The organism is Stenotrophomonas sp. T8 (genome assembly GCF_051853085.1).
Taxonomy (GTDB): Bacteria; Pseudomonadota; Gammaproteobacteria; order Xanthomonadales; family Xanthomonadaceae; genus Stenotrophomonas; species Stenotrophomonas sepilia.
Genome location: NZ_CP195329.1, coordinates 2679142 through 2705172 on the forward strand (window position 1 = coordinate 2679142; position 26031 = coordinate 2705172).

The window sequence follows — 26031 nt, forward strand, 5'->3', positions numbered from 1 at the left end:
CTCAGCCGCGGATCCGGGCGTGGTGTTCACGCTCGATGGCAGCGACCGCCTCGGCCACCACCGCATCCACGTCGCGGTCCGTCAGAGTGCGCGACTTGTCCTGCAAAATCAAGCCCATAGCGAGACTCTTGAACCCCGGCTCGACGCCCTGGCCAACATAGCGGTCGAACAGGTTCAGGTCGCGCAGCAGCGGGCCGGCGGCCTGGCGGACGGTCGCGGCCAGATCGGCCCAGGCCACCTGTTCAGGCACCAGGAACGCCAGGTCGCGACGCACCGCCGGGAAGCGCGACAGCTCGCCGGCACGGGGCAGGCGACGGGCGGTCAGCGGTTCCAGATCCAGCTCGAAGGCGTAGACATCGGCCTCGATATCCATCGCCTTGGCCAGGCGCGGGTGGATCTGGCCGATCCAGCCGATCGCCACGCCATCGCGGAACACCTCGGCCGACCGCGCCGGGTGGCCGTAGGCACGGGACGACGGGCGGAACTCCAGTACCGCACCACTGGCAGCCGCCAGCGATTCCAGGTCGCCCTTCAGGTCATGGAAATCAACCTTGCGGGTCGGCAGGCCCCACTGCACCGCCTGCGCCTCACCGCAGACAGCTGCCGCCACGCGCGGCGTTTCCAGCGGTGCCAGTTGGCCATCTCCGGCCTGCTGGGCGAACACGCGGCCGAGCTCGAACAGGCGCACGCGGCCGAGCTGGCGGGCGGCGTTGCGGCCCAGCGTGGCGACCAGGCCCGGCAGCAGCGACGGGCGCATCACCGCCAGTTCGGCCGACAGCGGGTTGGCCAGCGGCACCAGGCCGTCGCGCAGCTGCCACTGGGCCAGCAGGGCATCGTCGACGAAGGCGAAATTGACGGTTTCCTGCAGGTCGCGGGCGATCAGCTGGCGACGCACGCTCAGCGCGTCCAGCTGGGTCTCGCTCGGCATCGCCACGCGCGAGGCACCGCCCGGCAGCGTGGTCGGGATCTGCTCGTAACCGTGGATGCGGGCCAGCTCTTCGATCAGGTCTTCTTCAATGGCGATGTCGAAGCGGCGGCTCGGCGCGGCGACCTGCCAGCCCTCGGCCGTGGCAGCCACGTCCATGCCCAGCGCGCGCAGGATGCGCTCGACTTCCGCATCGTCGATGGTGATGCCGAGCACGCGGGTGATGCGGGCGCGGCGCAGTACGATCGTCGCCGGCTGCGGCAGGTCATCGGCGCGCACGGCCTCGGTGACCGGCGCCGGGGTACCGCCGGCCAGGTCCAGCACCAGGCGGGTGGCGTATTCGATGGCGGTGCGCGGCAGTGCCGGATCGACGCCGCGCTCGAAGCGGTGGCCGGCATCGGTGTGCAGGCCCAGCTTGCGGCCACGGCCCATGATCGCAGCCGGCGCGAAGTGCGCGGCTTCCAGGAACACGGCAGTCGTCGCGTCGGTGACGCGGGTGTCGAAGCCGCCCATCAGGCCGGCAAGGCCGATCGCACGATCGGCGTCGGTGACCACCAGGAAGCTCTCGTCCAGCGCGGCATCGCGGCCGTCCAGCAGCTTCAGCGTCTCGCCCGCGCGCGAACGGCGCACGGCAATGCTGCCCTGCAGGGTGCCGAGGTCGTAGGCATGCATCGGCTGGCCCAGCTCCAGCATCACGTACTGGGTGATGTCGACCAGCAGCGAGACCGGACGCACGCCACTGCGGCGCAGGCGCTCGGCCATCCACAACGGGGTTTTGGCGGCGGCGTTGACGCCTTCGATGACGCGGCCCAGGTAACGCGGCGCTTCGGCGCCAGCGTCGAGCTGGATGCTCAGCTCACGGCTGCCGACCGCCGGAATGGCATCGGCGGCGAAGTCCAGCACTTCGCTGCGGGTGGCGGCGGCGACGTCGTAGGCGATGCCGCGCAGGCTGAAGCAGTCGGCGCGGTTTGGGGTCAGCTTGATCTCGATACTGGCGTCCGGCAGGCCCAGGTACTCGATCAGGGCCTGGCCGACCGGTGCGTCATCGGGCAGCTCCAGCAGGCCGGAGGCATCGTTGTCCAGGCCCAGCTCCTTGGCCGAGCACAGCATGCCGTTGGACTCCACGCCGCGCAGCTTGGCCGGCTTGATCTTCAGCTCGCCGATCTGCGCACCCACCATGGCCAGCGGCGCGACCAGGCCCGGGCGCGCGTTCGGTGCGCCGCAGACGATCTGCAGCAGTTCGCCCTGCCCGGCGTCGACCTTGCACACCTGCAGGCGATCAGCTTCGGGATGGCGCACGGCCTCGACGATGCGCGCCACGACCACGTGATCGAGGCCTTCGCCCAGCGCGGTCACGTCTTCCACTTCCAGGCCGATGGCGGTCAGCACTGCACTCAGTTCATCGCGCGAGGCGCCGGTCGGGACATGGCTGCGCAGCCAGTTTTCGGAGAATTTCATGGTGTCACCCTGGTGGGCCCGGCGCATGCGCCTGGGCCTGCAAATTTAGGAGCAGCCGAGCATGGCTCGGCTCTACGTGGCTGCGGCTTACGCGAACTGTTTCAGGAATCGCACGTCGTTCTCGAAGAACGCGCGCAGATCGTTGACGCCGTAACGAAGCATCGCGAAACGCTCCACGCCCATGCCGAACGCGAAGCCGGTGTAACGCTCCGGATCGATGCCGACGTTGCGCAGCACGTTCGGATGGACCATGCCGCAGCCCAGCACTTCCAGCCAGCGGGTGCTGCCGTCGGGCTGCTGCCAGGCGATGTCCACTTCCGCACCCGGCTCCACGAACGGGAAGTAGCTGGGGCGGAAACGCATCTCGAAATCGCGCTCGAAGAACGCGCGCACGAACTCGGCCAGCGTGCCCTTCAGGTCGGCGAAGGTCGAATGCTCGTCGACCAGCAGACCTTCCATCTGGTGGAACATCGGCGAGTGGGTCTGGTCGCTGTCGCTGCGGTACACCTTGCCGGCGGCGATCATGCGCAGTGGCGGCGCGTGGTCGCCCATGTAGCGCACCTGCACGCCGGAGGTGTGCGTGCGCAGCAGGCGGCCGTCGCCGAAGTAGAAGGTGTCGTGCATGGCGCGCGCCGGATGGTGCGGCGGGAAGTTCAGCGCCTCGAAATTGTGCCAGTCGTCCTCGATCTCCGGCCCTTCCGACAGCTCGTAGCCCAGCCGGCCGAAGATGCCGGTGATGCGCTCCAGGGTGCGGGTGATCGGGTGCAGGCCGGCACGCTCGCAGTTGCGGCCCGGCAGGGTGATGTCGATGGCTTCGGCGGCCAGGCGCGCATCCAGCGCCGCGTCTTCCAGCAGCGCCTTGCGCTCGCCCAGCGCGCGGGTCAGCGCGTCGCGGGCCTGGTTGATCGCTTCACCAGCGGCCTTGCGCTCGTCCGCCGGCAGGGCGCCGAGCTGCTTGAGCTGCGAGGTGATGCTCCCACTCTTGCCAAGCAGGGCAACGCGCAGCTGTTCCAGCACGTCGGGACTCTGTGCGGCGGCCACATCGGCCAGCGCCTGGGTGGTGAGGGATTGGATGTCGCTCATGGGGGGCCGGAACTCCAGTCGATCTGCCATCGCGATGCGCGAAGGGCCGACCCCTGTCGCCACCGCCGTCCCCGCGCTGCCGCCATGGCCTCGCCGGAACCCAAAAAAGAATGGGGAAGGACTTGCGCCCTTCCCCATGCATTGCCTTGACCTGACACCGTTCCGAGTGAACGGTTACGGCATCGGGAAGGACTTATGCCGCCAGCGCGCCCTTGGCCTTTTCGGCCAGCGCAGCAAAACCGGCTGCGTCGTGCACGGCGATGTCAGCCAGGACCTTGCGATCCAGGGTGATGCCGGCCTTCAGCAGGCCGTTCATGAAGCGGCTGTAGCTCAGGCCGTTGATGCGGGCAGCCGCGTTGATGCGGGTGATCCACAGCGAACGGAAGTTGCGCTTCTTCTGCTTACGGCCGATGTAGGCGTACTGCTGTGCCTTGATGACCGCCTGCTTGGCGACGCGGAAGACCTTGCGACGGGCGTTGTAATAGCCCTTGGCGAGATCCAGAATCTTCTTGTGGCGGCGACGCGCCTGTACGCCACGCTTAACTCGTGCCATTTTTCAGTTCCTCAGAGGTAAGGGAGCATGCGGTCCAGACGGCCTGCGTCTTCTGCACGGACATGGCCCGTCTGACGCAGATTACGCTTACGCTTGGTCGCTTTCTTCGTGAGGATGTGGCTACGGTTGGCGTGGCCGCACTTGTACTTGCCCGAGGCGGTCTTGCGGAAACGCTTGGCCGCTGCCCGGTTGGTCTTGATCTTGGGCATTGCAATGTCCTTGATGGGATATGACCCTGGTTTCTGACTGATCTGGCGGCGGCCTGGGCCGCTCTTTCCGTCCTGCCATGATCGGCGTACGACCCGTCCTGGGTGGGTCGAGCCGGGCATGATACAGGCAAAACCGCCCTGCCACCAGCCCCTGCAACCCTTTCGCCGGCACTTCACCGGCCTCCTGCAAAAGCAAAGGGACGCCAGCGGCGCCCCTTTACTCTGAACCATTCAGCCAGGCGCCCCGCAAGGCGGCCCGTCATGCCTCAGGTCTTCTTCTTCGGCGCGATCATCATGACCATCTGACGCCCTTCCAGGCGCGGACGGGATTCGATGACGATGTCCTCGCCCAGATCGGCCTCGATCCGGTTGGCCATTTCACGTCCCAGTTCCTGGTGGCTCATTTCACGGCCACGGAAGCGGATGTTGACCTTGATCTTGTCGCCTTCTTCAAGGAACCCGCGCATCTTGCGCAGCTTGATCTGGTAGTCGCCCTCGTCCGTGACCGGACGGAACTTCACTTCCTTGATCTCGACCTGCTTGGTCTTCTTCTTGGCCTCGCTGGCCTTCTTCTGCGCTTCGAACTTGAACTTGCCGAAGTCCATGATCTTGCAGACCGGCGGATCGGCCTGCGGCTGGATCTCGACCAGGTCCAGGCCTTCATCTTCGGCCATGGACAGCGCTTCGTCGCGCGACAACACGCCGATCATTTCTCCGTCACTGCCGATCACGCGGACGCGCGGCACACGGATTTCCTGATTCTTGCGGTTCTGTTTGTTGTCAGGGGTGCTGATATTACGTTCTCCCAAGGGTATCGAACCGGTCCGGGTGCCTGTGCGCCCGGACCGGACCTTTGCTTACGCGCCCTCGGCGTGGAGCCGCTCGATGAAGGCCTGCAGGCTCATGCTGCCCAGGTCTTCGCCAGAACGCGTACGCACCGCCACAGCCCCATTCTCCTTCTCGCGGTCACCGATGACCAGCAGGTAGGGCACGCGCTGCAACGTATGCTCGCGGATTTTATAGCCGATCTTCTCGTTACGCAAATCCGAGCTGACGCGGAAGCCTTGCTCCGCAAGGGTTTTGGTCACGCCCGAGACGTAGTCGGCCTGGGCGTCGGTGATGTTGGCCACCACCACCTGGGTCGGCGCCAGCCAGGCCGGGAACTGGCCAGCATGGTGCTCGATCAGGATGCCCAGGAAGCGCTCCATCGAGCCGACGATGGCGCGATGCAGCATGACCGGGTGCTTCTTCTGGCTGTTCTCGTCCACGTACTCGGCGCCGAGGCGACCCGGCATCATGAAGTCGACCTGCATGGTGCCCAGCTGCCAGGTACGGCCGATCGCGTCCTTCAGGTGGTACTCGATCTTCGGGCCGTAGAAGGCACCCTCGCCCGGCAGCTCCTGCCATTCCACACCACAGGCGGTCAGTGCCGAGCGCAGCGCGCCTTCGGCCTTGTCCCAGGTGGCGTCGTCACCCAGGCGCGATTCCGGACGCAGCGCGATCTTGATCTGGATCTCGTCGAAGCCGAAGTGCCGGTAAACCGCCAGCGCCTGCTGGTGGAAGGCCGTCACTTCCGACTCGATCTGGTTTTCCGTGCAGAACACGTGGCCGTCGTCCTGGGTGAAGCCACGCACGCGCAGGATGCCGTGCAGCGCGCCGGACGGCTCGTTGCGGTGGCAGGAACCGAACTCACCGTAGCGGATCGGCAGGTCGCGGTAGCTGTGCAGGCCCTGGTTGAACACCTGGATGTGGCCCGGGCAGTTCATCGGCTTGACCGCGTACGTGCGCTTCTCCGATTCGGTGAAGAACATGTTGTCCTGGTAGTTGTCCCAGTGGCCGGACTTCTTCCACAGGCTCACGTCCAGGATCTGCGGGCAGCGCACTTCGCCGTAGCCGCTGCTGCGGTAGACCTTGCGCATGTACTGCTCGACCACCTGCCACAGTGCCCAGCCCTTCGGGTGCCAGAACACCAGGCCCGGGGCTTCTTCCTGCAGGTGGAACAGGTCCTGCTGCTTGCCGATGCGGCGGTGGTCGCGCATCTCGGCTTCCTCGATGCGCTTGATGTACGCCTCCAGCTGCTTCTTGTCGGCCCAGGCGGTGCCGTAGATGCGCTGCAGCTGCTCGTTCTGCGCGTCGCCGCGCCAGTAGGCGCCGGAGATGCGGGTCAGCTTGAAGGCCTTCAGGAAGCGCGTGTTCGGCACGTGCGGGCCGCGGCACATGTCCACGTACTCCTGATGGTAGTACATGCCCATCGCCTGGATGTCGTCGGACATGTCTTCGATCAGACGCAGCTTGTAGTCCTCGCCACGGGCCTTGAAGATCTCGATCACCTCGGCGCGTGGCGTCATCTTCTTGATGACGTCGTAGTCCTGGGCGATCAGTTCACCCATGCGCTTCTCGATCGCGGCCATGTCGTCCGGCGTGAACGGGCGCTCGGAATAGATGTCGTAGTAGAAGCCCTCGGCGATCACCGGGCCGATCACCATCTTCACGTCCGGGTACAGCTGCTTGACGGCGTGGCCGACCAGGTGGGCGCAGGAGTGGCGGATGATCTCCACGCCCTCCTCGTCCTTGGCGGTGATGATGCGCAGGCTGGCATCGTGGTCGATGACGTCGCTGGCATCGACCAGCACGCCATCGACGGAACCGGCGATGGTGGCCTTGGCCAGGCCGGCACCGATCGACTGGGCGACGTCCATGACGCTGACGGGATTTTCGAACTCGCGGCGGCTGCCGTCGGGAAGGGTAATGTTGATCATCGCATTGGCTTCGTGCGGGGCCCGCGGGGCGGGCTGGAAAGCGTTCCCGGGCCGCGGCCCGGGCAATAAAAAAGCGCCGCGAGGGCGCCTGGAACACAGGGCCTTCGGGGGCAGGTCAACAGTGGGCGGTGGTAGTGCTCATGTCGCACGCTCGGCCGGCGCTGGGCGCGGGCCACCTTGTTCCAGTCAGGAGTCTGCGACGATCTTAAACCAGCGCACCGGAAAGCCCAAGGGCTGCCGTACGGTCCGCTGAATGGCCGGCGCTGGCGGCGTGAAAACGCAATGATTACCATGTCCGCGCAGCCCGCCCCGTGCCAGCCTGCCCGCTTCCCCCAGGACCTCGTGATGCGCCACCCGCTCCGACCGGCTCCCGCCGGCCCCGCCCGTGCCCCGCGTTCGCCGGCCCACTGCCGCGGCGCCCGCCCGCAATGATCACCGTCGGCCTTTCCACCCTGGGCTTCTGCAGCCTGGGCATGCTGGCAGCGATGTTTTCGGCACTGGCCTTCTATGCCGCCTCGCCGCACTGCCGTTGGCCGCGCCTGCGCCGCGCCGGTCGCCTCGGCCGCCAGATCGGCCTGGTCGCCGCGGCTGCCGCATTGTGGCTGTGGATGGCCGAACTCGGTTTCGCTGCCGGTCTGGTGGCGATGCTGTGCACCTGGATGCTCGCCGCGATGCTGCTGCCGGCGCTGGCCGCCTGGCATCGCCCGGGCACGGAGTCGCCGTGATGTGGTCGCGCGCCATCGCCGGCATCATCGCTGGCTTCCTGCTTGCGGCCGCCGCGACCGGCCTGCTGGCCTGGCTGCCGCCCGGCCCTTGGCAGCGCGCACTGGTGCCGACCCTGATCGCCTTCATCCCGTTATGGATGCTGGCCGCCCTGTGGGCGTTCAGCTTCCGCAGCGCACTGCGCGCCTGGCTGGTTCTGGGTGGCAGCGCCGCGGCCGGCTTCGCCGTGCTCGGGCTGCTGCGCCTGGCCGGCGCGGTGCAATGAGAGCTCCCCCATGAAGTTCAGTTCGCAGACGCTGCGCACATTCACCACCCTGCACACCTGGGTCGGCCTGGTCGCCGGCTTCGGCCTTTTCGTGGCCTTCTATGCGGGTGCGCTGACCCTGTTCCATCACGACTTGCCGCTGTGGCAGACCCCGGGCGCAGCCACCGCCTTGCCGGCGGGCCTGGACGATGCGCAGTACCTGCTGGAAGACGTACTGGCGACACACCCGGAGGCCCGCCGCCACGTTGGCATGACCTTCCCCGGCACCGAACACCCGCAGCCCCTGGCGTACTGGCAGGCCGATGACGGCAGCTGGCGCTACGCCTGGCCGGGCCAGATCGCCGGCAGCCCCTCGCCGCCGCAGACCGGACTGGCAGAACTGGTCAACGAACTGCACTACAGCCTCGGCCTGCCGGTGGCCGGCATCTATGTGATGGGCATCGTCAGCCTGCTGTATGGCATGGCGCTGCTGAGCGGCCTGGTGATCCACCTGCCGAGGCTGTTCGGCGACCTGTTCGCGCTGCGCCCGGGCCGCAACCTGAAGCAGCTGTGGCAGGACGCGCACAACGTGATCGGCGTGCTCAGCCTGCCTTTCCACCTGATGTTCGCAGTCACGGGCGCCCTGCTGTGCCTGGTGTTCGTGCAGATGGCCCTGCTCAATCCGCTGATCTACGACGGCAAGGCGCTGCAAGCGGTACCGACCGCGATGGACACTGCGCCGGTGCGCGATGCCAGCGGGATTCCGGCGCCACCGGGCAGCCTGCGCGTGCTGCATGCGCGCGCACTTGAAGTGGCCCGCGCGCAGGGCGTGGCCAACTTTGAACCGGCCTACCTGAAGCTGGCCAATGGCGGCGATGCCAACGCCACGATCGAGATCACCGGCGAGGCCAGTGGCACCCTCGGCCCGCTTGGTGCCGTGGCATTGGACGTCGCCACCGGCAACCTGCTCGCGTCGCAGCTGCCGGGCCAGCGCGACGCCAACCACGCCACGCTCAGCGCCGCCTACGCGCTGCACTTCGGTGAGTTCGGCAACGGCGTGGTGATCTGGCTGTACTTCCTGCTCGGCCTCGGCGGTGCGTTCCTGTTCTACTCCGGCAACCTGCTGTGGATCGAGTCGCGGCGCAAGCGTCGCCAGCCGCAACAGCCACGTGCCGGTGTGAACATGGCGCGGGCCACGGTCGGCGTGTGCATCGGCCTGTGCGTGGCGATCTCGATCGCGTTCGTCACCGCACTGGTGCTGGAGCGGCTGGCACCGTCGGCGGTCGACCACGGCATCCGCTGGGCCTGCTTCGGCAGCTGGGCAGCCTGTGCGCTGTGGGCTGCACTGCGCCGTCCCGCGCAGGCCGCGCGCGAACTGCTGTGGGCCGCAGCGATCAGCACTGCACTGGTGCCGGTCCTGCACGGTGCACTCAATGGTGACTGGCTGTGGCGCGCCGCCGGGCGTGGCCAGTGGCCGCTGTTCTGGATCGATGCCATCGCGCTGGCCATGGCCTTCGGCTTCGCCCGCCTGGCCGTCGCCAGCCAGCGCCGCGCCCGCAACGGCGATCCGAACAGCGTCTGGGCGAACTGAAGCGTCGCCGGGCATGAGCCCGGCGCCAGCACGCGACTCAATCGCCGATGCGCGCCTTCTGCCACGGGCCGAGCATGGCGTTGAGCAGGCTGGCCTGCTCGTCGTCGCCGGTCAGCTCCCACATGAACACCCCGGCCAGGCCCTGCTCGCGGGCGAACTGCGCACGCAGCCCGATCGAGCGCGGGTCTTCATAGCTGATGAAGACCTTCTGTTCGGCGTTGTACAGCCACGGGCTCTGCGCCTGCGGCTGCCAGTGCCTGGTCCAGCCCGGCTGGTCGAGATAGCGCGCCTTGATCACCCGCCAGTCGCCGGCGTCGGCCGGTGTGCTGTAAGGCTGATACAGGCCATCCGGTGCATCGCCGGTGACCTTGAAGCCGCGCCCGTAGAACGGCACGCCCAGCACCAGCTTGTCGGCCGGTACACCGTGCTCGCGGTAGTACTGCACCGCGCCGGCCACGTTGTTCCAGCGGCGCAGCTCCGGCGCCAGCGGATCGGCCGGCACTTCATGCAAGGGCGCATTGAAGGTCGACACCGACGAGAAGCCGGTGCCCATGTCGTAGCTCATCAGGTTGATGAAATCGAACACCCTGGCCAGCGCCGGCAGGTCGTAGCTCGCCGCCGGATCATAGGGGCCATCGGTCTGCAGGCGACCGGCGGCCAACGCGGCGGTCAGCAGCATCGGCTGGCCAACCTTGCGACCGCGCGCATCGAGTGCCTGGCGGAAGGCCTGCGCAAGCCGGGTCAGGTTGGCGCGATCCTGCGGGCGGTGTGCCAGCTCCTCCGGCCCGCCACTGACCGGGAATTCCCAGTCGATGTCCACACCATCGAAGCTGCCTGCATGGCGCTCGAAGAACAGCGCCATGCATGAGTCGACCAGGCGCTTGCGGCTGGTTTCGGTCAGTGCCGCATCGGAGAAGCCGCCCGCGCCCCAGCCGCCAATGGAGATCAGCGTGCGCAGGTGCGGGTGCGCCTTCTTGAGTTCGGCCAGTGCGGCGAAATTCTTCGGCGCTTCCGCACCGACCGTGCAGCGGCCGTCCTCGATGGTGGAGAACGCGTAGAACAGGTGGGTCAGGCGCTCGGCCGGAATGCTCGACACCGGATAGCGCTCGGCCGATCCACCAGGGTAATAGGCGCCGAAGATCGGCTGCTGTGCGGGCGCTGCGTGCGCGGCAATGGGCAAGGCACCGGCAATCAGCACGGCAAGGACGGCCACGGTCTGGCGGAACATGGGATCTCCCGGTTCAAAGGCGCCGCCACGTTAGCAAACCGATAGGGCTGCGGTACGGATGTCGCGGCATGTCGTCCCATGGACAGGCGCGATCCGTGCAACGGTGACAGAACGATGGCTGCGTGGCGGCGATCATGCACTGCAGCAGGACATGCAGCGACCTGGATGAGCGTCTCTTCACAACATCGAGGCAAAGAAAAAGCGGGCCGAAGCCCGCTTTCTCATTTGCGAAAGCGTGAGGACCAACGGTCCTCACCCACCGCACGAGCAGCAGTACCGATTATTCGGCGCTGGCGCCTTCGCCTTCTTCGACGGCCTTCATCGACAGGCGGATACGGCCCTGCTTGTCGACTTCCAGCACCTTGACCTTGACCACATCGCCTTCCTTCAGCTTGTCGCCGACCTTCTCGACGCGCTCGCTGGAGATCTGCGACACGTGGACCAGGCCGTCCTTGCCCGGCAGGATGGTGACGAACGCACCGAAGTCCATGATCTTGGCGACCTTGCCTTCGTAGATGCGGCCCGGCTCGACGTCCGAGGTGATCTGCTCGATGCGGGCCTTGGCAGCCTGGGCAGCGATGGCGTTGACCGACGCGATGACGATGGTGCCGTCGTCCTGGATGTCGATCTGGGTGCCGGTTTCCTTGGTGATGGCCTGGATGGTCGAGCCACCCTTGCCGATCACTTCGCGGATCTTGTCCGGGTGGATCTTGATGGTCAGCAGGCGCGGCGCGTAGTCCGACAGCTCCTCACGCGGAGCGGTCAGGCCGTGGGCCATTTCACCCAGGATGTGCAGACGGCCAGCCTTGGCCTGCTGCAGGGCCTGCTTCATGATCTCTTCGGTGATGCCTTCGATCTTGATGTCCATCTGCAGGGCGGAGATGCCCTCAGCGGTACCGGCCACCTTGAAGTCCATGTCGCCCAGGTGATCTTCGTCACCCAGGATGTCGGACAGGACCACGAAACGGTCGCCTTCCTTGACCAGGCCCATGGCAATACCGGCCACCGGTGCCTTCACCGGCACGCCGGCGTCCATCAGGGCCAGCGACGAGCCGCAGACCGACGCCATCGACGAAGAACCGTTCGACTCGGTGATTTCCGAGACGACGCGGATGGTGTACGGGAAGGCTTCCAGCGACGGCATGACAGCCAGCACGCCGCGCTTGGCCAGACGACCGTGGCCGATTTCGCGGCGCTTCGGGCCCATCATGCGGCCGCACTCACCCACCGAGAACGGAGGGAAGTTGTAGTGGAACAGGAAGTTTTCCTTGTACTCACCGGCAACGGCGTCGATGACCTGGCCGTCACGGGCGGTGCCCAGCGTGATGGTCACGATGGCCTGGGTTTCGCCACGGGTGAACAGCGAGGAACCGTGGGTACGCGGCAGCACGCCGGTCTTCACGGTGATCGGGCGGACGGTGTCCAGCGCACGGCCGTCGATGCGGACCTTGGTGTCCAGCACCGAGTCACGCATGGTGCGGTATTCCAGTTCGCCGAATTCCTTCGACAGCTCGGCCGGGTTCCAGCCTTCGGCGGCCACGCGGCCCGCCAGGGCTTCGAACACGTCCTTCTTGATCGCCGAGATGGCGTCACGGCGCTGCAGCTTGTCGCGCACCTGGAAGGCTTCGCCCAGGCGCGGGCCGATGGCTTCCTTCAGCGCGGAGATCAGCGCGTCGTTCTTGGCCGGGGCTTCCCAGGTCGACGGCTTGGTGCCAGCTTCGACGGTCAGCTCGTTGATCGCGTTGATGACCTTCTGCATTTCGCGGTGACCGAAGGTCACGGCGCCCAGCATCACTTCTTCGGACAGCAGCGCGGCTTCGGATTCGACCATCAGCACGGCGTTGGAGGTACCGGCGACAACCAGTTCCAGCTGCGAGTCAGCCAGTTCGCTGACGGTCGGGTTCAGGATGTACTCGCCGTTCTTGTAGCCGACCTTGGCAGCGCCGATCGGGCCCATGAACGGGGTGCCGGCCAGGGCCAGCGCAGCCGAGGCGCCGATCAGGGCCGGGATGTCGCCGTCCACGTCCGGGTTCAGCGACATGACCGTGGCGATGATCTGCACTTCGTTCTTGTAGTCTTCCGGGAACAGCGGACGGATCGGACGGTCGATCAGACGCGAGATCAGCGTTTCCTTCTCGGTTGCACGGCCTTCACGCTTGAAGAAACCACCCGGGATGCGGCCGCCGGCGTAGAACTTTTCCTGATAATCGACGGTCAGCGGGAAGAAGTCCTGGCCTTCGCGCGCGCTCTTGGCGGCGACGGCGGTGACCAGCAGTACGGTGTCGTCCATCTTGACGATGACCGCGCCGCTGGCCTGGCGGGCGACTTCGCCGGTCTCAAGCGTGACGGTGTGCTTGCCGTACTGGAAGGTTTTGGTGATTTTTGCCACGGAGGGTGTCCTTGGGGATGCTGTCTGCGAATTTGGACCGTCGGCGACCCTTGCCGCCAGCGGGTGGCCGGATCGTTCCGGCCTGAATCGGGGATTGCGGTGCTACAAAACAAAACCGCGGCGCATCGCTGCGCCGCGGGGGATTCGTTGCTTAGCGACGCAGGCCAAGCTTTTCGATCAGGGCCTTGTAACGCTCGACGTCCTTCTTCTTCAGGTAGTCGAGCAGGCTGCGACGGCGGTTGACCATCTGCAGCAGGCCGCGGCGGCTGTGGTGATCCTTCTTGTGGGTCTTGAAGTGGCCGGTCAGCAGTTCGATGCGGGCGGTCAGCAGGGCAACCTGGACTTCCGGGGAGCCGGTGTCAGCGGCGCTGCGCTTGTTGTCTTCAATGACCTTCTGGGTGTCGATCGACATTTCTTTTTTCTCTGTGATGCGTGGCCGGCAGGAACGCGCTTCGCGCACCGCCAGGCTCGCCGTGGACTACGAGGATGAAACCTGCGCGAGGCAGGTTGCCGGAAAACGGCCGCGAAATTGTAACGGCCAGGGGCTTCCGGGACAAGGACCGGGGCTGAACCACCCTGCCCCGGTCAGAGGTTGAAACGGCGCTGCGGGGCCAGCAGGCCACTGTCGTCGACCTGGCCCAGGCCTTGGACAGCATCGTCCGGACCGAACACGGCCACCAGGCCATGCGGCCAGGACATGTCACGCTGGCGCTGGCCGACGCAGAAACGGTGAGCCTGGGCGGCGTCGAGGTCGACCCGCGGATACTCGGCCAGGCCGGCCGCCAACGGCAGCAGCAGCGCGTCCATGCCCGCCTCGTCGCCGGCCTCGGCCATCACCCGCAGCTGGTCCAGGGTGACCATCACCGGTTCACGGAACGGCTCGACCCACAGCCGGCGCAGCGCACTGATATGGGCGCCGCAGCCCAGGCGTTCGCCGAGGTCGCGTGCCAGGCTGCGGATGTAGGTGCCGGAGCCACAGGTCACGCGCAGCCGCAGCCGTTCCGGCTGCTGCTCGAGTACCTCGATGGCGTGCACCTGGACCTCGCGCTCCGGGGCCTCGATGGCCTCGCCGCGGCGGGCCTTCACATACAACGGTTCACCGCCCTGCTTCAGCGCCGAATAGATCGGAGCCCGCTGGCGGATGTTCCCCGTCAGTGGCGCCAGCGCAGCCTGCAGGGCCTCGGCGCTGATCGCCGGCACCGGGCGCTGCAGCAGTACCTGGCCCTCGGCATCATCGGTGTCCGTGGTCTGGCCGAGCACGATCTCGGCATCGTACGCCTTGGCCGAACCCAGCAGCAGGCCGGCGATCTTGGTTGCCTCGCCGAAGCATAGCGGCAGCAGGCCGGTGGCCAACGGGTCGAGGCTGCCGGTGTGGCCGCCCTTCTGGGCACGGAACAGGCGGCGCGCCACCTGCAGGGCGGCGTTGGAGCTCATGCCGGTCGACTTGTCGAGCAGCAGGATGCCATCCAGGCGGCGGAACTGAATTCGGGTCATGACAGGATGTTGTAGAGCCGAGCCATGCTCGGCTGCAGCGGCGCGGCCCGCACAGGCATCGCGTTGCCGGAATGGAAAGACGCCGGGCATGGGCCCGGCGCTAGCTTATTCTTCGTCGCTCTCGCGACGCTTCTCCGCGGCCAGCGTATCGGGCAGGTCGCGCAGGATGTTGTCGATGTGCTCACCACGGTCGACCGAATCGTCGTAGTGGAAATGCAGCTCCGGCACGTGGCGCAGCTTCATCGCACGGGCCAGGTCCATGCGCAGGCGGTAGCCCAGCTCCTTCAGGCCGGCCACGGCTTCAGCCGAGCGTTCCGGCATCAGCGCGGTGACGAACACCTTGGCATGGGCCATGTCGCGGGTGATTTCCACGTCGGACACGCTCACCGAGGGCAACCCGTGCTCGCGCACGGCGTTGTGCACCAGGGTGCCGAGCTCACGGCGCAGCTGGGCGGAGACACGGTCGGTTCGATGGAAAGTCTTGGGCACGAGGAGCTCTTGGTTCAGTTGTCGCCCGACCAACGGTCGGGCACTACCTTTGATTCGATTGTCGCCCGACCAACGGCCGGGCGCTACAGGTACATGGTAGGGCCCGACCGTTGGTCGGGCCACCTTGCAGCATTACAGGGTGCGCGGCACTTCGATACGCTCGAAGCACTCGATCTGGTCGCCTGGCTTGACGTCGTTGTAGGCCTTCACCGCGATACCGCATTCGGTACCGTTGCGGACTTCCTCGACGTTCTCCTTGAAGCGACGCAGCGATTCCAGCTCGCCCTCGAAGATCACCACGCTGTCGCGCAGCACGCGGATCGGCTTGTTGCGCTTGACCACGCCCTCGATGACCATCGAGCCGGCAACGGCGCCCAGCTTGGAGCTGCGGAAGACGTCGCGGACCTCGGCGATACCGATGATCTCTTCGCGGATCTCCACGCCCAGCAGACCGGATGCCACCTGCTTCACCTGATCGATCACGTCATAGATGATCGAGAAGTAACGCAGGTCGACGCCGTTGGATTCGATGATGCGACGGGCCGAAGCATCCGCACGCACGTTGAAGCCGATGACGGTGGCCTTCGAAGCAGCCGCCGAGTTGGCGTCCGATTCGGTGATGCCGCCGACGCCGGAGTGGATCACGTTGATGCGGATGTCTTCGTTGGACAGCGCGACCAGTGCCTGGCTCAGGGCCTGCACCGAACCCTGCACGTCGGCCTTGATGACCAGGTTGAGGACCTGCTGGCCCTCGCCCTTGCCCAGGGTCGCCATGATGTCTTCCATGCGGCTGCCAGCGGTGGCGACCAGGCGCGACTCACGACGCTTGGTCTCACGCTGCTGCGCAACATCCTTGGCCAGGCGCTCGTCCTCGACCACCACGAAGTCGTCTCCGGCTTCCGGCACACCGGACAGGCCCAGGACCTGCACCGGGATCGACGGGCCGGCGAACTCCGGCTGCTTGCCGGTTTCGTCGAACAGCGCACGCACGCGGCCGTACTGGATACCGCACACCAGGTAGTCGCCCTTCTTCAGGCGGCCCTGCTGCACCAGCACCGTAGCGACCGGGCCGCGGCCCTTGTCCAGCGACGATTCGATCACCACGCCCGAGGCGCGGCCTTCGTCGACGGCCTTCAGTTCCAGCAGTTCGGCCTGCACCGACACCGCGTCCAGCAGGTCGTCGATGCCCAGGCCGGTCTTGGCCGAGATCTCCACCATCTGGATGTCACCACCGAACTCTTCGGCCACGACCTGCTCGGAGAGCAGCTCGTTCTTGACCCGCATCGGATCGGCACCGGACTTGTCGATCTTGTTGATCGCCACGATCAGCGGCACACCCGCCGAACGGGCGTGCTGGATCGCTTCCTTGGTCTGCGGCATGACGCCGTCGTCGGCAGCAACCACCAGCACCACGATGTCGGTCAGCTTGGCACCGCGGGCACGCATCGAGGTGAACGCGGCGTGGCCCGGGGTATCCAGGAAGCTGATGACGCCCTTGGGCGTCTCGACGTGGTAGGCGCCGATATGCTGGGTGATGCCGCCGGCTTCGCCGTGGGCAACCTTGGTGCGGCGGATGTAGTCCAGCAGCGAAGTCTTGCCGTGGTCGACGTGACCCATGATGGTGACCACCGGCGGGCGCTGCACGGCTTCGCCCTGGTTTTCACCGGTCGAAGCAAGCAGCGCGTCTTCGGCATCGTTGTCGTTGGCACGGATCGCCTTGTGGCCGAGTTCTTCGGTCACCAGCGCAGCGGTGTCGTGGTCGATGGACTGGGTGATGGTCGCCATCACGCCCATCTTGAACAGCGCCTTCACCACCTCGCCGCCCTTCAGCGCGAGCTTCTGCGCCAGGTCGGCCACGGTGATGGTCTCGCCGATCGCGACTTCACGCACGACCGGGGCGGTCGGGCGTTCGAACGCGTGCGGGCCGGCATTGTTGCCACCACGCGACATGTCGCGACGGCCACCGGACTGGTTGCGGCCACCCGGACGTCCACGCGAATTGCTGTTGTTGCTGTTGCCGCGACGCGCACGATCGGCGGCCGACAGGTGCATCTGGCCGGCGAAGCGGTCGCCCGGGCCACGCTCGTTGCGCGGCGCGCTGCGGTTGTTGCGCTCGTCGTTGCGCGGCGGCGGCGGCGGAGCACCACGCGGCGCAGCCGGGGCGGCGGCCGGGGCGCGCGGCGGGCGCGGCGCGGTTTCGTCGATCGGAGCACGCTTGGGCTTGCTGGCGGCCAGTGCCTCGGCCGCCTTGGCCGCAGCCGCAGCTTCCTCGGCAGCCTTCTTCTCGGCTTCGGCGCGTTCCTTGGCGGCGGCCTCTTCCTCACGGGCACGGACGATGGCCTCGTCGCGCAGACGATCCTTCTCGGCCAGGGCCTGCTGTTCGGCGAGGTTGCGCGCACGCGACTCTTCCAGCTTGCGCAGGATGTCGGCGCGCTCTTCGTCCGGCGTCATGGCGCGAGCACCATCCTTGACGTAGGTACGCTTCTGGCGCACCTCGACATTCACGGTCGTCTTGCTGCGACCGGAATTGACCGTCACTTCCTGCTGCTTCCGGCGGTTGAGCGTGATCTTCTTCGCAGACTGATCGGTCTCTTCCGGGGCCTGCTCGGGCTTGCCGTGCGAACGACGAAGGAAGCCCAGGAGCTTTACCTTCTCGGAGCTGGTCACGACCTGGTCGGGACCGCTGAACTTCATGCCGGCACCGGCCAGCTGTTCCAGCAGTTTTTCGACCGGCGTGTTGACCAGTTCGGCAAGCTTGCGGATGGTGGTTTGCTGCGACATTCGGATCCTATGATCTTGTGGGCGCCCCCCCGCATCTGGAGGTGGCGCGGATTCTACGCCCTGAGCGGCTCAGGGCCCTGTTCATTGCCGGCTCATTCGCCGCGTTCCAGTCGGGCGATCTCCTCGGCACGGGCGGCCAGGATCAGCGCAGCGGCGCGCGCCTGATCCAGTCCTTCGATGCCGAAGTCCATGACCTCGTCGGCGGCCAGGTCGGACAGGTCCTCGCTGGTACGCACGCCGTGGCCGGCCAGCGCATATGCGGTGGCTTCGTCCATGCCCTTCAGGGACAGCAGGTCCTGCGCCGGCTGGCCGTCTTCAAGGCCTTCCTCGACTGCCAGGGCCTCATTGAGCAGCGCATCGCGGGCACGAGCGCGCAGCTCTTCGACGATGTCCTCGTCGAAACCTTCCACGGCCAGCAGTTCGCCGACCGGGACATATGCGATTTCCTCGACGGTGCCGAAGCCTTCGCTGACCAGGATGCCGGCGATTTCCTCGTCCACTTCCAGCTTGTCCATGAACAGCTGGCGGGCGGCAGCCTGCTCGGCCTCCGATTTGGCAGTGACCTGGTCCTGGGTCATCACGTTGAGCTGCCAGCCGGTCAGGCGGCTGGCCAGGCGCACGTTCTGGCCGCCCTTGCCGATCGCCTGGGCCAGGCGGTCTTCGGCAACGGCCAGGTCCATCGAGTGCTTGTCCTCATCGACGATGATCGACTGCACTTCGGCCGGCGCCATCGCGTTGATGACGAAGTTGGCCGGGTTGTCGTTCCACAGCACGATGTCCACGCGCTCGCCATTGAGCTCGTTGGACACGGCCTGCACGCGCGAACCGCGCATGCCGATGCAGGCACCGATCGGATCGGTGCGCTGGTCGTGGGCCAGCACGGCGATCTTGGCGCGGTCGCCCGGATCGCGGGCGCAGGCCTTGATTTCGACCAGGCCCTGGCCGACTTCCGGCACTTCCAGCTTGAACAGCTCGATCATGAACTCCGGCGCGGCGCGGCTGATGAACAGCTGCGGGCCACGCGGCTCCGAGCGCACTTCGGCCAGGTAGCCGCGCACGCGGTCGCCGGCACGCAGCACGTCGCGCGGAATGCCCTTGTCCTTCGGAATGAAGCCTTCGGCATTGCCACCGAGGTCGACGTAGATGTTGCCGCGCTCGGCGCGCTTGACCACACCGGTGATCAGCTCACCCACGCGATCCTTCCATGCATCCACGACCTGCTGGCGCTCGGCTTCGCGCACGCGCTGGACGATGACCTGCTTGGCGGCCTGGGCAGCGATGCGGCCGAAGTCCGGGTTCTCGATCTGCTCTTCGATGTAGTCGCCGACCTCGACGCCTTCGGCCTCGTCGACGGCGTCCATCAGGCGGATCTGGCGATCCGGGGATTCCATGACCACGTCATCAGCCACCACTTCCCAGCGGCGGAAGGTTTCGTAGCTGCCATCCTTGTGGTCGATGACCACGCGGGTCAGCACTTCCTCCTCGGGATAGCGCTTCTTCGCTGCCGAGGCCAGGGCGGCCTCGATGGCATCGAAGATCACTTCACGCGGCACGCCCTTCTCGTTGGCGACTGCGTCGACTACCAGCAACAGTTCCTTGCTCATTGGCTCACTCCGCGCGCGGCTTCTTTGCCGCCGGCTCGTTGGAAGAAGAATTCGTGTTCGGCTTCGGACGCTTCGGTGCCGGACCGGTCGGCTTGCTCGGGGCCAGCCCCAGCGCCACCCAGTCGGGCATGATCCGTGCCTTGTCGATGTTGTCGGCCGACACGACCACTTCAGCCTTGTCGACGATGAAGGTGATGGTGCCCGCGGCCTCGTCGATCGCTTCGATGCGGCCCTGCAGGCGACGACGGTTGTCCTGCGGCAGCTTCAGCGTCACCTTGGCCGATTCACCCTGGTGGCGGCCGAACTGCTCCAGGTTGAACAGCGGGCGGTCCACGCCCGGCGAGGACACTTCCAGCGTGTAATTGCCGCTGATCGGGTCTTCGACGTCCAGCTGCGCCGAGACTTCGCGGCTGACCCGCTCGCAGTCGTCGACATTGATGATGCGCTCGGGCTGTTCAGCCAGCGGCACGTCGATGTAAAGGCGCAGGGTCGCACCGCCGGGGGCCGGCAGATACTCAACGCCCAGCAGCTCCAGGCCCAGCGACACAACGGTCGGGGCGAGCAGATTCGCGATGTCGGTTGCCTTGTCGCTCACAGCCTGCCTTGATCTCTATGGTTGGGTGTCGGCCTTGGCCGGCGTGGAAACATGACGCCCCGGAAACGACAAAGGGCCCGTTGGGCCCCTTTTCCGGAAAGACTCCGGTGACTGGATTCCGGTTGCAACCTGCATTGCCTGCCGGTCGCGGCCCTCCTTCCGGGTCCGGACTCCCGCTGGGAGGCCGCCTTCAGGGGTACTGCTAGGCCGCTGATGATAGCGGCTGCACCGCGCTGGTGCAAGGTGCGGGGCCGGGTCAGATCCCTTTTCCATACCGGAAGTCGAGCATGGCTCGACTCTGCAAGAACGGAACCCGCCTAAAGAAAAACGCCCTCGAAGCGGGACTTCGAAGGCGATCTCCTTACTTGGTAGCGGGGGCAGGATTTGAACCTGCGACCTTCGGGTTATGAGCCCGACGAGCTGCCAGACTGCTCCACCCCGCATCAGAAGCGGAATTATGAGCGATGGCTCCAAAAACTGCAAGCTTTCCCTCATTCATCAAATCGGTTGGCGCCGATCCGAAGTTGGTAGCGGGGGCAGGATTTGAACCTGCGACCTTCGGGTTATGAGCCCGACGAGCTGCCAGACTGCTCCACCCCGCACCGGAAGTGCTTGAACTGCTGCCCTGCTCTTTCGAGGAGGGCTACCGCAACGATGTTCTGGCTGAACCGCTGCAGTGACAACTCAGGCTGCGCATATTACACGAATCGCGCAGCTTTGTGTCAACTTTTATGCAAGATGCGCAAATGCCTGCTGGCACCAGACCATGATCGGGTTCCAGGCCAGGCCCAGGGCCAGCAGCGCCAGGGCATTGACGCCCAGCACCACACCCAGCACGCGGTCGTTGTTGCGCGGCATGGCCTCGCCCACCGGCTCATCGAAGTACATGACCTTGATGACGCGCAGGTAGTAGAAGCAGCCGACCACGGCGCACAGCACGCCCAGGATGGCCAGCCACAGCAGGCCGCCGTTGACGGCCGCGCCCAGCACCGCCAGCTTGGTCCAGAAGCCCAGGAACGGCGGGATGCCGGCCAGCGACGCCATGATGCACAGCACCAGGCCTGCCATCCACGGGTTGCGGGCATTGAGGCCCTTGAAGTCCTCGATGTTCTCGGCTTCAAAGCCGGCACGCGACAGCGCGATGATCGCGCCGAAGGCGGCGGTCGACATGATGGCGTAGGCCAGTGCGTAGAACAGCGCAGCGGCATAGCCCTGTGCGCCACCACCGGCGATGCCCATCAGCAGGAAGCCGATGTGCGAAACGGTGGAGAACGCCAGCATGCGCTTGAGATTGCTCTGCGCGATGGCCATCAGGTTGCCGATGACCAACGAGACTGCGGCCAGGCCGGCGATCAGCAGCTGCAGTTCCGTCGACAGCGGGCCCACGCCCATTTCCAGCAGGCGGTAGGCCATGCCGAAGGCGGCCAGCTTCGGCGCCGAGCTGATGAACAGCGCGATCGGTGCCGGGGCACCCTGGTACACGTCCGGCAGCCACATGTGGAACGGTGCCGCACCCAGCTTGAAGGCGACGCCGGCGATCATGAACACCGCACCGGTGATCAGCAGCACGCGCTCTTCCGAGTGCGGGATGGCGTCACGGATGACGTCCAGGTGCAGGCTGCCGGTAGCACCGTAGATCAGCGACATGCCGTACAGCAGCAGGCCAGAGGCCAGCGAGCCGAGCACGATGTACTTCATCGCCGCTTCCGAGGCCAGGCCGTTTTCGCGGTTGCTGGCGACCAGGGCGTAGGAGCACAGCGCCAGCAGTTCCAGGCCCAGGTAGACCATCAGCAGGCTGCCGGCCGACACCAGGATCATCATGCCGGCGGTGCCGAACAGGATCAGCACCGGGATCTCGCCCTGGAACAGGTTGCGGTCACGCAGATAACGCCAGCCATAGACCAGGGTCAGGCCGCTGAGCAGCACGATCCCGGTCTTCATCACGTCCGCGGCGGTATCGCGCACGAACATGCCATGGAAGACCTCGCCCTGCCCGCCCACGCCGGTGGCCAGCATGAACAGCACCACGGCCAGCGCAGCGAGCGAGAACAGGTGGGTGACGATCTTGTTCCGGTTGCTGACGAACAGGTCGAGGATCATCAGGGCGAAGGCGCTGCCGATCAGCACCAGCTCGGGAGCGAGCGGTGGCAGGTCAGCGGCGGTCAATGGCAGCAGCGGCGAGGTGGTCATCATCAAATCCTGGAATTACAGCAGCTTGCTGGATGCGATCTGCATCGCCAGCTTCGCGATCGAGGGCTCCATCAGGTCGGTCAGCGGCTTGGGATAGATGCCCAGGGCCAGCACGCCGATGGCGAACACGCCCAGCACCAGCCATTCGCGGCCGTTGATGTCCTTCAGTTCGGCAACATGGCTGTTGGCCACTTCACCGAAGAAGATGCGCTTGTACAGCCACAGGGTGTAGGCGGCGCCGATGATCAGGGTGGTGGCCGCGCCCAGCGCGATCCACGGATTACGCTGGAAGGCCGAGAGGATGACCATGAACTCGCCGACGAAACCGCTGGTACCGGGCAGGCCCGCGTTGGCCATGAAGAACAGCATGGCGAAGGTGGCGAACCACGGCATCACGTTGACCACGCCGCCGTAATCGGCGATGCGGCGGCTGTGCATGCGGTCGTACAGCACGCCGACGCAGGAGAACATCGCGCCGGACACGAAGCCGTGCGAGATCATCTGCACCATGGCGCCCTGCAGGCCCAGGCGGGCGGCATCGGCGTTGCCGGCTTCACGCACCAGCCACAGGGCAATAAAGGTGCCCAGGGTGACGAAGCCCATGTGCGCGATCGACGAATAGGCGATCAGCTTCTTCATGTCGTCCTGCACCAGGGCGACCAGGCCAACGTAGATCACCGCGATCAACGACAGCCCGATCACCAGCCAGGCCCATTCCTGCGAAGCGTCCGGGACGATCGGCAGGTTGAAGCGCAGGAAGCCATAGCCACCGATCTTCAGGGCGATGGCGGCCAGGATCACCGAACCGGCGGTCGGCGCTTCCACGTGGGCGTCCGGCAGCCAGGTATGGACCGGGAACATCGGCACCTTGACCGCGAAGGCGATCAGGAACGCGAAGAAGATCCAGGTCTGTTCCTTGGCCGACAGCGGCAGTGCATACAGGTCGGCCAGCTGGAAGCTGCCGCCCTTCATGTACAGGTAGATCAACGCCACCAGCATCAGCACCGAGCCGAGGAAGGTGTACAGGAAGAACTTCAGCGCAGCGTAGATGCGGCGCGGGCCGCCCCAGACACCGATGATCAGGAACATCGGGATCAGCATCGCCTCGAAGAACACGTAGAACAGCATCGCGTCCGTCGCCGCGAAGATACCGACCGTGACGCCTTCCAGGATCAGGAAGGCCGCCACGTACTGGTTCACGCGCTTGTCGATGGCGCTCCAGGCGCCGATCAGGGCAAGCACGCTGACCAGGGTAGTCAGCAGGATCAGCGCCACGGCAATGCCGTCCACGCCCAGGTTGTAGCCGATCTTGTACGCCGGGATCCACGCATGGGTCTCGACGAACTGCAGACCGTCGATGCCCGCGTTGTAGCCGCTCAGCAGCGAGAGGCTCGCCACGAAAGTCAGCACCGCTACGCCCAGCGACGCCCAGCGGGCGGTCTGCGCATCACGGATCGCGAGGATCAGGGCGCCACCGATGATCGGCAGCCAGATGAGGACACTGAGTAGAGGCCAGTTCGACACGTCTTCTTATTCCGTACAGGTCATCAACGCAGGTAATGCATCAGCACGCCCAGCAGGGCAATCAGGCCGATGATCATCGCGAAGGCGTAGTGATAGAGGAAACCGGATTGGGCACGACGCAGCACGCCGGCTGCGACATCCACAACACGTGCCGAGAGATTGACCACGCCGTCGACGATGTTGCTGTCGATCCAGCGCGAGACCTTGCCCAGCTTGACGCTGCCACCGGCAAAGCCATCGATCCACAGCTTGTCGAAGCCGTACTTGTTTTCCAGCACCGACACCAGCGGAGCGAAGGCCTTGCGCGCCTTGCCCGACAGGTCCGGCTTCCACAGGTAGAACAGTACGGCCAGCAGGAAGCCCGCGACGGTCAGCATGAACGCCGGAGCCATCATGCCGTGCAGCGCGAAGGCGATCGGGCCGTGGAACTCCTCACCCAGGAAGCCGATGGTGTTCTTGGCCGGATCGTAGAAGTCGACGATGCCGGTGAAGAACGTATGCGCCTGGCCCTTGATGGCATCGTGGGCATGGTGGCCGGCCCAGTCGGTGCCGTACAGCATCGGACCGATGCTGAAGAAACCGATGGCGATCGACGGGATGGCCAGCAGGATCAGCGGCAGGGTCACCACCCACGGGGTTTCGTGCGGCTCATGCGGACCACCGTGGCCATGGCCGTGGTCATCGTGATGCGCATCGCCGTGGTGGGCGTCGGCGGCGTGGTGATCGTCATGGCCGTGACCATGATCGTCATGATGCACGTCGCGGAAACGCTCCTTGCCGTGGAAGGTCAGGAACAGCAGGCGGAAGCTGTAGAAGCTGGTGACGATCACGCCACCCAGCACTGCCCAGTAGCCGTAGGTGGCCACCCAGTTGTTGGACAGGTGCGCGTGCAGCTCGGCGGCCTCGATGATGGTGTCCTTCGAGTAGAAGCCGGAGAAGAACGGCGTACCCACCAGTGCCAGCGTACCGATCCACATGGTGATGAAGGTGATCGGCATGTACTTGCGCAGGCCACCCATCTTGCGCATGTCCTGCTCGTGGTGCATGGCAATGATGACCGAGCCGGCACCCAGGAACAGCAGCGCCTTGAAGAAGGCGTGGGTCATCAGGTGGAACACGGCTGCCGAGTAGGCCGACACGCCCAGTGCAACCGTCATGTAGCCCAGCTGCGACAGCGTGGAGTACGCGACGACGCGCTTGATGTCGTTCTGCACGATGCCGATCAGGCCAGTGAAGAAGGCGGTGGTGGCACCGATGAACAGCACGAAATTCAGCGCGGTCTGCGACAGCTCGAACAGCGGCGACATGCGGGTGACCATGAAGATGCCGGCGGTCACCATCGTCGCGGCGTGGATCAGTGCCGAGATCGGGGTCGGGCCTTCCATCGAGTCGGGCAGCCACACGTGCAGCGGGACCTGGGCCGACTTGCCCATGGCACCGATGAACAGGCAGATACAGATGACGGTGGCGATCGACCAGATCACCGGCTCGTTCAGCAGCTGCATGCCCAGGAGGGTGCCGTCCCAGATCTGCAGCTGGGCGCGCGGGTCGGCCAGCATGCCGGCCTGCGAGAACACCTGCGAGTAGTCCAGGGTGCCGAACACCCACAGCACGCCGGCGATGCCGAGCAGGAAGCCGAAGTCACCGACGCGGTTGACCAGGAACGCCTTCATGTTGGCGAAGATCGCGGTCGGGCGCTTGAACCAGAAGCCGATCAGCAGGTACGACACCAGGCCCACCGCTTCCCAGCCAAAGAACAGCTGCAGGAAGTTGTTGCTCATCACCAGGGTGAGCATCGAGAACGTGAACAGCGAGATGTAGCTGAAGAACCGCTGGTAGCCCGGATCGTCCTGCATGTAGCCGATCGTGTAGATGTGGACCAGCAGCGACACGAAGGTCACCACCACCATCATCATCGCGGTCAGCTTGTCGACCATGAAGCCGACGTGGGCCGAGTACTGGCCGACTTCGAAGAACGTGTAGATGTTCTGGTTGAACGGCTGCGCGCCGCCCCACATCAACTGGTAGAACGTGTACATCGACAGGCCGCAGGCCACCGCGACGCCGAGGATGGTGATGGTCTGCGCGCCGAAGCGCTTGACCTGGCGACCGAACAGGCCGGCGATGATGCTGCCGAACAGCGGTGCGAGCACCACTGCGATCAACAGACTCTTGGAGAGAGTGATTTCCAT

The 26031-nt window shown here is 65.8% G+C and carries 20 protein-coding genes and 2 tRNA genes; 3 read left to right on the plus strand and 19 right to left on the minus strand.

What is annotated here, in order from left to right; genetic code table 11:
• Nucleotide 1: 1 nt before the first annotated feature.
• The 6 genes from pheT to thrS all read right to left on the minus strand — a co-directional run bounded on the left by pheT (nucleotide 2) and on the right by thrS (nucleotide 6987).
• The gene (gene pheT, locus ACSDHM_RS12635) at nucleotides 2–2383 is read right to left on the minus strand and encodes a phenylalanine--tRNA ligase subunit beta (RefSeq protein ID WP_353762328.1); all 2382 of its coding nucleotides are present in this window, start codon (nucleotides 2381–2383) and stop codon (nucleotides 2–4) included.
• An 87-nt stretch (nucleotides 2384–2470) separates the two neighbouring features.
• Nucleotides 2471–3466 (minus strand): phenylalanine--tRNA ligase subunit alpha, encoded by a 996-nt coding sequence (locus ACSDHM_RS12640; RefSeq protein WP_439426310.1) that lies wholly within the window; start codon nucleotides 3464–3466, stop codon nucleotides 2471–2473.
• 193 nt (nucleotides 3467–3659) lie between these two features.
• The gene (rplT, locus tag ACSDHM_RS12645) at nucleotides 3660–4019 is read right to left on the minus strand and encodes a 50S ribosomal protein L20 (protein WP_005410435.1); all 360 of its coding nucleotides are present in this window, start codon (nucleotides 4017–4019) and stop codon (nucleotides 3660–3662) included.
• 11 nt (nucleotides 4020–4030) lie between these two features.
• Entirely contained in the window at nucleotides 4031–4228 is a 198-nt protein-coding gene (gene rpmI, locus ACSDHM_RS12650; RefSeq protein ID WP_005410436.1) for a 50S ribosomal protein L35, read from the minus strand.
• A 266-nt stretch (nucleotides 4229–4494) separates the two neighbouring features.
• A complete protein-coding gene (infC, locus tag ACSDHM_RS12655) occupies nucleotides 4495–5037 on the minus strand; it encodes a translation initiation factor IF-3 (RefSeq protein ID WP_080104334.1) in 543 nt (180 codons plus the stop codon).
• A 48-nt stretch (nucleotides 5038–5085) separates the two neighbouring features.
• Nucleotides 5086–6987: a threonine--tRNA ligase gene (gene thrS / locus ACSDHM_RS12660; protein WP_072169123.1), complete on the minus strand. Its 1902-nt coding sequence runs from the start codon at nucleotides 6985–6987 to the stop codon at nucleotides 5086–5088.
• Between the two features lie 428 nt (nucleotides 6988–7415).
• Between thrS and ACSDHM_RS12665 the strand changes: the two genes are divergently transcribed.
• From ACSDHM_RS12665 to ACSDHM_RS12675, 3 genes are read left to right on the plus strand one after another with little or no spacing between them, the layout of a single operon-like run.
• The gene (locus tag ACSDHM_RS12665) at nucleotides 7416–7712 is read left to right on the plus strand and encodes a hypothetical protein (protein ID WP_005410439.1); all 297 of its coding nucleotides are present in this window, start codon (nucleotides 7416–7418) and stop codon (nucleotides 7710–7712) included.
• On the plus strand, nucleotides 7712–7975 hold the full coding sequence (locus ACSDHM_RS12670) for a hypothetical protein (protein ID WP_061478092.1): 264 nt from the start codon (nucleotides 7712–7714) through the stop codon (nucleotides 7973–7975). The genes ACSDHM_RS12665 and ACSDHM_RS12670 overlap by 1 nt, the downstream gene beginning before the upstream one ends.
• Nucleotides 7976–7985: 10 nt before the next feature.
• Nucleotides 7986–9545, plus strand: a complete 1560-nt coding sequence (locus tag ACSDHM_RS12675) for a PepSY-associated TM helix domain-containing protein (RefSeq protein ID WP_423173094.1) — start codon at nucleotides 7986–7988, stop codon at nucleotides 9543–9545.
• Between the two features lie 37 nt (nucleotides 9546–9582).
• Here ACSDHM_RS12675 and ACSDHM_RS12680 read toward each other — a convergent pair whose 3' ends face one another.
• From ACSDHM_RS12680 to nuoL, 13 genes are all read right to left on the minus strand, one after another.
• Nucleotides 9583–10773 (minus strand): glycoside hydrolase family 18 protein, encoded by a 1191-nt coding sequence (locus ACSDHM_RS12680; RefSeq protein ID WP_188240779.1) that lies wholly within the window; start codon nucleotides 10771–10773, stop codon nucleotides 9583–9585.
• A 280-nt stretch (nucleotides 10774–11053) separates the two neighbouring features.
• Nucleotides 11054–13162, minus strand: a complete 2109-nt coding sequence (gene pnp, locus ACSDHM_RS12685) for a polyribonucleotide nucleotidyltransferase (RefSeq protein ID WP_005417884.1) — start codon at nucleotides 13160–13162, stop codon at nucleotides 11054–11056.
• A 151-nt stretch (nucleotides 13163–13313) separates the two neighbouring features.
• Complete coding sequence (rpsO, locus tag ACSDHM_RS12690) at nucleotides 13314–13574, minus strand: 30S ribosomal protein S15 (protein ID WP_005417886.1); 261 nt, start codon at nucleotides 13572–13574, stop codon at nucleotides 13314–13316.
• A 173-nt stretch (nucleotides 13575–13747) separates the two neighbouring features.
• On the minus strand, nucleotides 13748–14656 hold the full coding sequence (gene truB / locus ACSDHM_RS12695; RefSeq protein WP_072169119.1) for a tRNA pseudouridine(55) synthase TruB: 909 nt from the start codon (nucleotides 14654–14656) through the stop codon (nucleotides 13748–13750).
• 105 nt (nucleotides 14657–14761) lie between these two features.
• Nucleotides 14762–15145 carry a 30S ribosome-binding factor RbfA gene (gene rbfA, locus ACSDHM_RS12700; RefSeq protein ID WP_005410447.1) on the minus strand — a complete coding sequence of 128 codons (384 nt, stop codon included), beginning with the start codon at nucleotides 15143–15145 and terminating at the stop codon, nucleotides 14762–14764.
• Nucleotides 15146–15277: 132 nt separating this feature from the next.
• Nucleotides 15278–17926 carry a translation initiation factor IF-2 gene (gene infB, locus ACSDHM_RS12705; RefSeq protein WP_053499259.1) on the minus strand — a complete coding sequence of 883 codons (2649 nt, stop codon included), beginning with the start codon at nucleotides 17924–17926 and terminating at the stop codon, nucleotides 15278–15280.
• 92 nt (nucleotides 17927–18018) lie between these two features.
• Nucleotides 18019–19530 carry a transcription termination factor NusA gene (gene nusA / locus ACSDHM_RS12710; protein WP_005417911.1) on the minus strand — a complete coding sequence of 504 codons (1512 nt, stop codon included), beginning with the start codon at nucleotides 19528–19530 and terminating at the stop codon, nucleotides 18019–18021.
• Nucleotides 19531–19534: 4 nt separating this feature from the next.
• On the minus strand, nucleotides 19535–20125 hold the full coding sequence (gene rimP, locus ACSDHM_RS12715) for a ribosome maturation factor RimP (protein WP_005417913.1): 591 nt from the start codon (nucleotides 20123–20125) through the stop codon (nucleotides 19535–19537).
• Nucleotides 20126–20491: 366 nt separating this feature from the next.
• Nucleotides 20492–20568, minus strand: a tRNA-Met gene (locus tag ACSDHM_RS12720).
• An 82-nt stretch (nucleotides 20569–20650) separates the two neighbouring features.
• A tRNA-Met gene (locus ACSDHM_RS12725) sits at nucleotides 20651–20727 on the minus strand.
• 127 nt (nucleotides 20728–20854) lie between these two features.
• The gene (gene nuoN, locus ACSDHM_RS12730; RefSeq protein WP_049415243.1) at nucleotides 20855–22315 is read right to left on the minus strand and encodes an NADH-quinone oxidoreductase subunit NuoN; all 1461 of its coding nucleotides are present in this window, start codon (nucleotides 22313–22315) and stop codon (nucleotides 20855–20857) included.
• A gap of 15 nt (nucleotides 22316–22330) precedes the next feature.
• The gene (locus ACSDHM_RS12735) at nucleotides 22331–23839 is read right to left on the minus strand and encodes an NADH-quinone oxidoreductase subunit M (RefSeq protein ID WP_072168485.1); all 1509 of its coding nucleotides are present in this window, start codon (nucleotides 23837–23839) and stop codon (nucleotides 22331–22333) included.
• 23 nt (nucleotides 23840–23862) lie between these two features.
• The gene (gene nuoL, locus ACSDHM_RS12740) at nucleotides 23863–26031 is read right to left on the minus strand and encodes an NADH-quinone oxidoreductase subunit L (RefSeq protein WP_439426311.1); all 2169 of its coding nucleotides are present in this window, start codon (nucleotides 26029–26031) and stop codon (nucleotides 23863–23865) included.

Excerpts from the sequence above, each read along its gene's own strand:
- nuoL (WP_439426311.1), bottom strand. The coding sequence starts at position 26,031 with ATGGAAATCACTCTCTCCAAGAGTCTGTTGATCGCAGTGGTGCTCGCA.
- rpmI (WP_005410436.1), bottom strand. The coding sequence starts at position 4,228 with ATGCCCAAGATCAAGACCAACCGGGCAGCGGCCAAGCGTTTCCGCAAG.
- nusA (WP_005417911.1), bottom strand. The coding sequence starts at position 19,530 with ATGAGCAAGGAACTGTTGCTGGTAGTCGACGCAGTCGCCAACGAGAAG.
- rpsO (WP_005417886.1), bottom strand. The coding sequence starts at position 13,574 with ATGTCGATCGACACCCAGAAGGTCATTGAAGACAACAAGCGCAGCGCC.
- thrS (WP_072169123.1), bottom strand. The coding sequence starts at position 6,987 with ATGATCAACATTACCCTTCCCGACGGCAGCCGCCGCGAGTTCGAAAAT.
- pheT (WP_353762328.1), bottom strand. The coding sequence starts at position 2,383 with ATGAAATTCTCCGAAAACTGGCTGCGCAGCCATGTCCCGACCGGCGCC.
- rplT (WP_005410435.1), bottom strand. The coding sequence starts at position 4,019 with ATGGCACGAGTTAAGCGTGGCGTACAGGCGCGTCGCCGCCACAAGAAG.
- ACSDHM_RS12675 (WP_423173094.1), top strand. The coding sequence starts at position 7,986 with ATGAAGTTCAGTTCGCAGACGCTGCGCACATTCACCACCCTGCACACC.
- nuoN (WP_049415243.1), bottom strand. The coding sequence starts at position 22,315 with ATGACCACCTCGCCGCTGCTGCCATTGACCGCCGCTGACCTGCCACCG.
- ACSDHM_RS12680 (WP_188240779.1), bottom strand. The coding sequence starts at position 10,773 with ATGTTCCGCCAGACCGTGGCCGTCCTTGCCGTGCTGATTGCCGGTGCC.
- ACSDHM_RS12670 (WP_061478092.1), top strand. The coding sequence starts at position 7,712 with ATGTGGTCGCGCGCCATCGCCGGCATCATCGCTGGCTTCCTGCTTGCG.
- ACSDHM_RS12640 (WP_439426310.1), bottom strand. The coding sequence starts at position 3,466 with ATGAGCGACATCCAATCCCTCACCACCCAGGCGCTGGCCGATGTGGCC.
- truB (WP_072169119.1), bottom strand. The coding sequence starts at position 14,656 with ATGACCCGAATTCAGTTCCGCCGCCTGGATGGCATCCTGCTGCTCGAC.
- ACSDHM_RS12665 (WP_005410439.1), top strand. The coding sequence starts at position 7,416 with ATGATCACCGTCGGCCTTTCCACCCTGGGCTTCTGCAGCCTGGGCATG.
- infB (WP_053499259.1), bottom strand. The coding sequence starts at position 17,926 with ATGTCGCAGCAAACCACCATCCGCAAGCTTGCCGAACTGGTCAACACG.